Source organism: Gilliamella sp. Fer4-1 (assembly GCF_001690515.1).
Lineage (GTDB): Bacteria > Pseudomonadota > Gammaproteobacteria > Enterobacterales > Orbaceae > Gilliamella > Gilliamella apicola_C.
The window spans coordinates 1-7,859 of the sequence record NZ_LZGZ01000201.1 but is presented as its reverse complement, the minus strand read 5'-3'; the positions used below and the strand labels follow the sequence as shown (position 1 = coordinate 7,859).

Annotated in this window: 6 protein-coding genes; 3 read left to right on the top strand and 3 right to left on the bottom strand. The window is 33.7% G+C overall.

Going from position 1 to position 7,859, the window contains the following annotated elements; translation table 11 throughout:
* Positions 1-185 precede the first annotated feature (185 nt).
* Positions 186-2,840: a bifunctional uridylyltransferase/uridylyl-removing protein GlnD gene (gene glnD, locus A9G30_RS07145; RefSeq protein WP_065588515.1), complete on the top strand. Its 2,655-nt coding sequence runs from the start codon at positions 186-188 to the stop codon at positions 2,838-2,840.
* Positions 2,841-2,860: 20 nt separating this feature from the next.
* Entirely contained in the window at positions 2,861-3,784 is a 924-nt protein-coding gene (locus A9G30_RS07140) for an AEC family transporter (protein WP_065566946.1), read from the top strand.
* Between the two features lie 139 nt (positions 3,785-3,923).
* On the opposite strand, the gene A9G30_RS07135 is transcribed toward A9G30_RS07140, so the two are convergent.
* Both A9G30_RS07135 and A9G30_RS07130 read right to left on the bottom strand, forming a co-directional pair.
* Positions 3,924-4,592, bottom strand: coding sequence for an HD domain-containing protein (locus A9G30_RS07135; protein ID WP_065588514.1), 669 nt, complete (start codon positions 4,590-4,592; stop codon positions 3,924-3,926).
* Positions 4,593-4,609: 17 nt separating this feature from the next.
* The gene (locus A9G30_RS07130) at positions 4,610-6,016 is read right to left on the bottom strand and encodes a hypothetical protein (RefSeq protein ID WP_065588513.1); all 1,407 of its coding nucleotides are present in this window, start codon (positions 6,014-6,016) and stop codon (positions 4,610-4,612) included.
* A gap of 776 nt (positions 6,017-6,792) precedes the next feature.
* Here A9G30_RS07130 and A9G30_RS13340 point away from each other — a divergent pair.
* On the top strand, positions 6,793-6,921 hold the full coding sequence (locus tag A9G30_RS13340) for a hypothetical protein (RefSeq protein WP_255305749.1): 129 nt from the start codon (positions 6,793-6,795) through the stop codon (positions 6,919-6,921).
* A gap of 272 nt (positions 6,922-7,193) precedes the next feature.
* On the opposite strand, the gene A9G30_RS07125 is transcribed toward A9G30_RS13340, so the two are convergent.
* Positions 7,194-7,859: DMT family transporter (locus A9G30_RS07125; protein ID WP_065588512.1), on the bottom strand; the 666-nt coding region annotated here is incomplete at its 5' end.

Here is a 7,859-nt window from a genome sequence, read left to right as displayed (position 1 = left end):
TTATAATTTTTATACTAAATGGTATAGCTCCTAAAAGTTTTTTACAAAAGGAACAAATTATTGTTCCTTTTTTATAAATAATATCGGTCGCTAAAGATTTGATTACTTCCAACTGTCACTTGACAGACATTTAAAATCAGGTAACGATATAGCTATTGAATTGTCTGGATATTAATTATATAGCTATGACTAAAACACATTTGTGTTACCCTATCTCTCCTCTTAATTTTAGCGATGACCAAATAAATATCAGCTATCTAAAACAGCAACTTGAAGCTTTTCAACAATGGTCTATGATTCAATTTGAGCAACAAGTTGATATTGATATATTAGTCTATTTACGTAGTCAATTTATTGATCGTTTGCTTGAGCGCCTATGGTGTTTTTATCAAATTCCTAAACATGTATCTTCTTTTTTTAAACGTAATCGTATTGCTTTAATCGCTGTTGGCGGTTATGGTCGTGCTGAATTACATCCTTTATCGGATATTGATATTTTGATTTTAAGTGATTATCCGTTGGTAAAAGAGATTGAAAAACAGATTAGTGATTTAGTTCGTTTGTTATGGGATTTACATTTAGATATAGGGCATAGTGTTAGGACATTAAGAATTTGTTTACAAGAAGCAAAAAACGACATTACCATAATGACCAATTTGATTGAATCAAGGCTTATTTCGGGCAATCAATTATTGTTAGATGAGCTACATAAACAAATTTTTAGCGATAAAATTTGGCCTTCTCGAGCTTTTTATAAGGCAAAAATCCAAGAACAACATGAACGACACAAGCAGTATCACAGCACCTCTTATAATCTTGAGCCTGATTTAAAAAATAGCCCCGGCGGTTTGCGAGATATGCAAACTATTCAATGGATAGCAATTCGTCATTTTGGTGGTGAATTTTTACAAAAAATGGCTGATTTCAAATATTTAACTCATGAAGATATTGCAGACTTTAAAACTTGTCGTAAGTTTTTATGGCGAATACGTTTTGCGCTTCATTGCGTAATTTCACGTTATGATAATCGTCTATTATTTGATCGCCAGCTTAGTATTGCCAACATGCTAGGTTACAAAGGTGAGGGCAATACGCCAGTAGAAAAAATGATGCATGACTATTACCGAGTTGCACACAATATTACAGAACTTAATCAGATGTTATTACAACTGTTTTATGAATCTATACTTGAGCATCCCCAAAAAAGTAAACCTTATAATATTGATGAGCATTTCCAAATTAGAGAAAACTTAATTGATATAAAAAATGATAATCTCTTTAAAACAGATCCTGTTATGATTATGCAGCTTTTTTATACGATATTGCTTAATCCACAAATCACTGGGCTTTATTCAAATACCATTAGGCAGTTACGTTCGGCAAGAAGAAAATTAAGTACTTTGCTATGCGAAGATCCCAAATCTCGACAGATATTTATGATGATTATCAAACATCCCGATGCAATAAAAAAAGCTATTTTACCCATGCATCAATATGGTATATTGGCCGCCTATATTCCAGATTGGAAGCACATTGCTGGAATGATGCAGTTTGATCTTTTTCATACTTATACGGTTGATGAGCATACGATTCGGTTACTAATTGAATTGGATAACTTAAAAACAGATAGTGGTAAGCGAAAGCACCCTAATAGTTCAACCGTGTTTACTAAATTATCTAAACCAGAACTACTGATTATTAGTGGTTTATTTCATGATATCGGTAAAGGGCGACATGGAGATCACTCTGAAATAGGTGCACAGCTTGTTGAAAAATTTTGCCAGTTGCACGAACTCGAAACCAAAGACATTGATTTAATTTGCTGGTTAGTCCGCTATCACCTACTGATGTCTGTTACCGCTCAAAGCCAAGATTTACAAGATCCAGCAGTAATTCGAGGATTTATTCAACAAGTAAAAAGCAAACGTCGCTTACAGTATTTGCTTTGTTTAACAGTAGCAGATGTTTGTGCAACCAATGAAACACTTTGGAATAGCTGGAAGCAAAGCCTAATACGCCAACTTTATTTTACTACCATGCATTCCTTTGACTCGGGTATTCATCAAATTCCTGAACAACGCAGTATTGCACGCCAACATAAACAAGAAGCACTCGCAATATTACTTGCAGAAAATTATGATCAACAGCAAATCAACGATTTTTGGCTGGATTATCGGGTAGATTATTTTTTACGTTATACAACAGAACAAATTGTACGGCATGCTCAACATCTATTACATCATGATTTATCTCAAACACTAGTGTTAATTAACCTAAATTCACATCATGGTGGTAGTGAGGTTTTTATTTATTCACCCGATAGACCTTATCTATTTGCCACTGTCTGTAATACCTTAAGTATGCATAATTTAACAATTCATGATGCACTTATTATTACAAATAAAAAAGGATTCGCCCTTGATACGTTTATTGTATTAGAACCTAATGGCCAAACCATACAAAAAGATCGTCATCAAGGGATTATAAACGCACTAAAAAAAGCACTACAACAACCAGTTTATCAAGCGGCGAGAATAAAACCCCCAAAGAAAAGATTACAATCTTTTTCTGTACCTACACAAGTTAATTTCTTATCTGCTTTTAATGAAAGACAAACTTATATGGAACTTATTGCCTTAGATATGCCAGGATTACTTGCTTGCGTTGGTGAAATATTTGCTAATTTAGATTTATCATTAAGGAGTGCAAAAATTGCCACTATTGGTGAGCATATTGAAGATTTGTTTATCTTAACAGATAAACATAACAATGCGCTTGATGATAATACCTGTAACCAATTACGAGAATCAATAATAACCACTATTGATTCAATGAATTAATCAGCTTAAAGATATCGCTTATGCAATTTTTTATTATTTTATTTCCTATTTTTTGTATTTTTATAGTTGGGTTCATCGCTCAAAAAGCACTAAAACTTGATGTAGCCAACCTTTCAAAAATGTCACTTTATGTGCTTTCCCCCTTTTTGGCATTTAAAACGTTTTATACCCATACGTTAACTACCGATTATCTATTCTATATTGGTTATATTTTTGGCTTGTGTTTTTTATTAGTCATTATCATCTCAATTTGGTCGCTGTTCATGAAATATTCAGTTAAAGAGCGTTGCGCTATGATTTTAAGTGCATGCTTTATGAATAATGGCAACTACGGTACACCGGTACTTTTGGTTTTTTTTGGTTCGGTGGGATTTGATCTTGGTGTAATTATGATGGTGTTACAACAATTTGTAATGAGCACAGTCGGTATTTATTACGCTGCAAAGGGCAGTGCTCATAATGATATTGTTAGTCAAAAAGATGTTATTAATAAAGTTATTCGCATGCCAGTTGCTTATGGGGCATTGTTAGGTATTATTTTTCAGTTGTGCCATATTCCTTTATCTAAATCAATAATGACATCCATTGCTATGATTGGTGATTCTTCAATTGTTGTGATTATGATTATTTTGGGAATGCAACTAGCCAAAATAAAGATCAAACAACTTGATTACCCAAAATTGTTGTTTTCATTGCTAACCCGCATGGTTATTTCACCTTTGGTTGCATGTGGTATAGTTTATTTTATGCCTATTTTACCAATTTATAAGCAAGTATTAATTGTATTAGCTGCAATGCCAAGTGCTGCCAATACCACATTAATGTCTGTACAATTTGATACTCGCCCAGAACTGGTATCAAGCGCAACCTTAGTTAGCACATTATTAAGCTTAATCACTTTACCTATTGTACTAACACTGGTTGGCGCGCCAATACCTTTTTAAGCGCCGTTACCAATCTTTACCAAGCAAACTTAGTAAATCCAGCCTTTAAATAGTTTAAAAAAGCCTAAACGCAGTTTTAGGCTAGTTAAAAGCATTATCAACAACCTACTTATTGTTTAATCAATAGAATAGCGGGCAATTATTCCTTACCTGTCCATTCTTTTTCGAATTGTTCGACAAACTGAACTAAAAATTGATGCCTTGGCTCAGCTAATTTTTTAGCTGTTTGGGTATTCATCATATCTTTAAGCAACAAAAGTTTTTCATAAAAGTGATTAATAACTGTATTAGGTCTTTTATAATTATCTTCATCCAATACCATTCGGGGGGAAATATTTGGATCGTACATAATATTATGCTTATTACCACCATAATAAAAAGTGCGTCCAATGCCAATTGCACCCAATGCGTCTAAGCGATCGGCATCTTGTACAATTTGCCCTTCTAATGATAATGTTTTTTTCTGATTAAGATTTTTTCGATATGACATGTTTTCAATAATGTCAAAGATCATTTTAATTTCGTTATCGGTTAACGCCTGTAATATTAAATAATTACGCAACTCCATGATAGCTTGATTCACATTAGCAACCACTTTTTCATCAATCACGTCATGCAAATAAGCACTCACAATCACAATAAACGCATTCGCTTTTGGTTCATGCTGTAAAATCTGCTCGGTCAATCTCACCACTCGCTCAATATGCGCCATATCATGCCCCGAAAAGTCATTAGCTAATTTTTGTTTAACAAAAGCTTGTATGGCTTGAATCACGCCCTGTTTATATTTATTTGTTTTATTATTCATGATATTATAGCGACATTTTAATTTACACAGACCGTGCCATAACTCGTGTAACCCCAAGTACTAACCATTCCTATATTAGAGTGTACTTGAAGATTCATAAGGGGCTCGTAAGAAGGTTTATATGTATTTTGCGTCCAATAAGCCCGATGACTTGCGAAATTACTACCAGGGTAGCCCACGTTAATGTTAGCAGAATCACGAGTTTCTCCCCATTCTGAAAATAGCCCTCCACCAATACGGCGTTGGTAGTTATTACCTTGACCCGCTAAGCCTTGATTCCAATACTGAGAATTAGCATTAGTCAGTTGATCAACTGTAGGTATTTGATAGCCTAACTGATTACAGTATTGTTCAGCCTGAGCATAACTATGACTAATATCATTATCATTCTTTCTTACGATAAACCATTTTTTAATGGTAAAACTATATACTTTATTCGTTTTGGCTTTATCGGAATATAAGATAAAGGTCGTCGGTACTGCGGTTGCTGCCTCGGCAGCGCTAGCCCCCTCTTTGGGTCCAACTAACCGAATCTTGGCAATGCTACCATTGCCTGTTATATTTAAATCAATGCCCGATGTTGCTGGTGACTTGTCAAAAGTCATCTCACTGCCTAAGCTATCAACCATATCCATGGTAAAAAATAGTCCATATGCCCCCATGGTTGGAAAGTTTGATGCTGGATTATTTAAATCTTGACGTTTAAAGCCTTTTGCATCGTCCCACTCGCTTGGTGGCCCTGAATAATTCGACCCACTCCAATTATTTTTGCGACTATTACTTAAAAATAAGTTGGGCTTGGCAGAATAAGTACAAGCGCCTTTAGGCGGATTTAGGTAATAAGTGGCGCTATTAGCCCCTATTGGAGTTGAATTTGGTTCGCCATAAGCCGTTGATAAGATACTATAATCACTTTGCATTGTTATACTATAGGGCGCATTGCAATCCTGAAAGGTATCACCTAATCCCATTTGAGTACCATTGGCATCTCGACCAGTAATGGTTAAATTCCCTGTTGCGGTAATATCACCATCGCCATCTTTATCCGTCCAAAAACCATTATTATTGAGCAAATCGGTCATTGAAATAGTACTTTGACCCGATGGAATAAGCGTTTTAATATCACTAAGTTTTATACCATCACGTGGCAATGATATCGGATTAGCTTTAGATGAGGGATTGTTTTTGGGGGTTAGCACTTTACCATCAGGTAGCTCGATATTTAAAAATCTATCCGTATCCCACGATTGAGTTTGCCCACCATCAAATGTTAAATAAGGCGCCGAACCTTGTATTGCTTTTGCAGTTTTTGCAGGTTCAACATTAGGTAACACAGCAAATAAAGGATAACTAATCCCTATTAAACAACAAAAAGGTAAAATTGATTTAAAGGTGATTAGGTTATTTATGAATTTTAAATACAAATTATTACACCAATATATTCTAACCTCATAAAAATGGGAAAGATACCTTGATGCCCATTGTTTAAATAACAAATTTTTGTTTTTTTTATTACATTTTTTCTTGTGATATTATCGTTTTCCATATTCTTATTATGTAATTCATTGTTAGATTAAAAGAGTTGTTTATTACCACAAATGGTTAATTATTTATCTACTCAGTGTAGCATATAACTTTATTTTTAGCACAATATTTCAACATATTGTATTGCTACAAAATATGAAAACAAATAACGAATTACTTCAAAAATGTATGTAATAACGTGATAATAGAAAGTACAAACTGTTTTTATCGCAATATAATCTTTTTTATACAAAGCAAATGCGCCCTTTTAATAAGAAAAAATTTAATAATTAATGTTTTTTATATATTTTTTTGTTTTCCGTGGATTGTTTTCAATAGATTGGAAAGGTAAAATCCGCAAATTTCAGGCATTATTAAAGCAAATTTTGGCGTTTACGTGATGAAAGTATTTGCACGCAAAGTTTTGCCATGGCAGTTCATTGAACTTTTTACTCGCTACCGCTAATATTTCGCTTTATTGTTAGGGTTATCTATCTTTTTTATTGCATTGATTGTTTGTTGGCATTTATTAAAAGTCATTAATCTAAACAATCTAAAGCAAGCTTTTTATAATCTTTCCATTAATGTCATTTAATTTGCTTGTTTATCCGCTCTGGGTAGTTATTTAATGTTGATCTTTTATGAATGATTAGCTACTCGTTATGCAGGGGGCAAATTGAAACCCTCAATTTTGATTCTTGGTTCAGCGATTGATAATGCGATAGACTTGTCTGTGTTATCTGGAGGTGCAGTGCGTTGCCACCTTTATCTTAAGCAAGGTTTAAACACCGTCGATATAGCCTAGAATGTCGCTTTTTGTAACATTATCGTTAGGTTGTTCATTACTATTATTTGCAACAATTGCGGCATTCATTTATACATAACACACAATGCTAGTGTTTCATATGTCAAAAAATAGCGTATGGTTGACGGCAGGGGACTGTATTTTGCCTTTACGCTTGACTGCTTTTTTGTATTACCATTAATTACCCAAAGTTAGACTAAAAATCACAAAATATTATCAAACAAAAAGGAGTTTATGCTCCTTTCTCATATTTAACCAAATGGTTAAGCAAATTATTTTCTGCTTATTCTAGCTTTACTTTCAGATAATAACACACCACAAAGTGTAAATAATGTTCCAATGGCGGCAACCCAAGTAAAAGGCTCGTTTAAAATAACAACTGCAGTAATAATAGTAAGAATTGGCACTAAGTATAAGTAAATACTAATTTTAACCGCACCCACTAATTTAACGGCATAATTCCAGGATACAAAACAAATAGCCGAAGCACCAATGCCTAAAAATAAAATATTCAAAATATTAACTGGCTTGGTAAACCGTGATAAACCCCATTCAAAATCAAAGCTAGATAAAAAGGGAAGCATCAATATCAAACCGTAAAAAAAGAATCGCCTTGTTAATAAAATTATATTGTAACCATAGTTACTACTTTTTTTTGTTAAAATTGAATAGCAGGCCCAAAATAGGCAGGCCAACATAGCCAGCAAATCGCCAATTGGATTTAATGACAGCACAAATTTACCATTAAAGCTAATTAATCCAACACCAATAATTGCAAATAAACAACCGACATAAAAACGTTTAGGTGGCACTTCGGCTCTTAAAAAGAATATAGATAATACCGCTGTGAATATTGGTGCTAAAGTAGTAATGATCCCAACGTTAGAAGCTGTTGTGTAAGTTAAGGCTATATTTTCACATAAAAAATAACAAGTTAC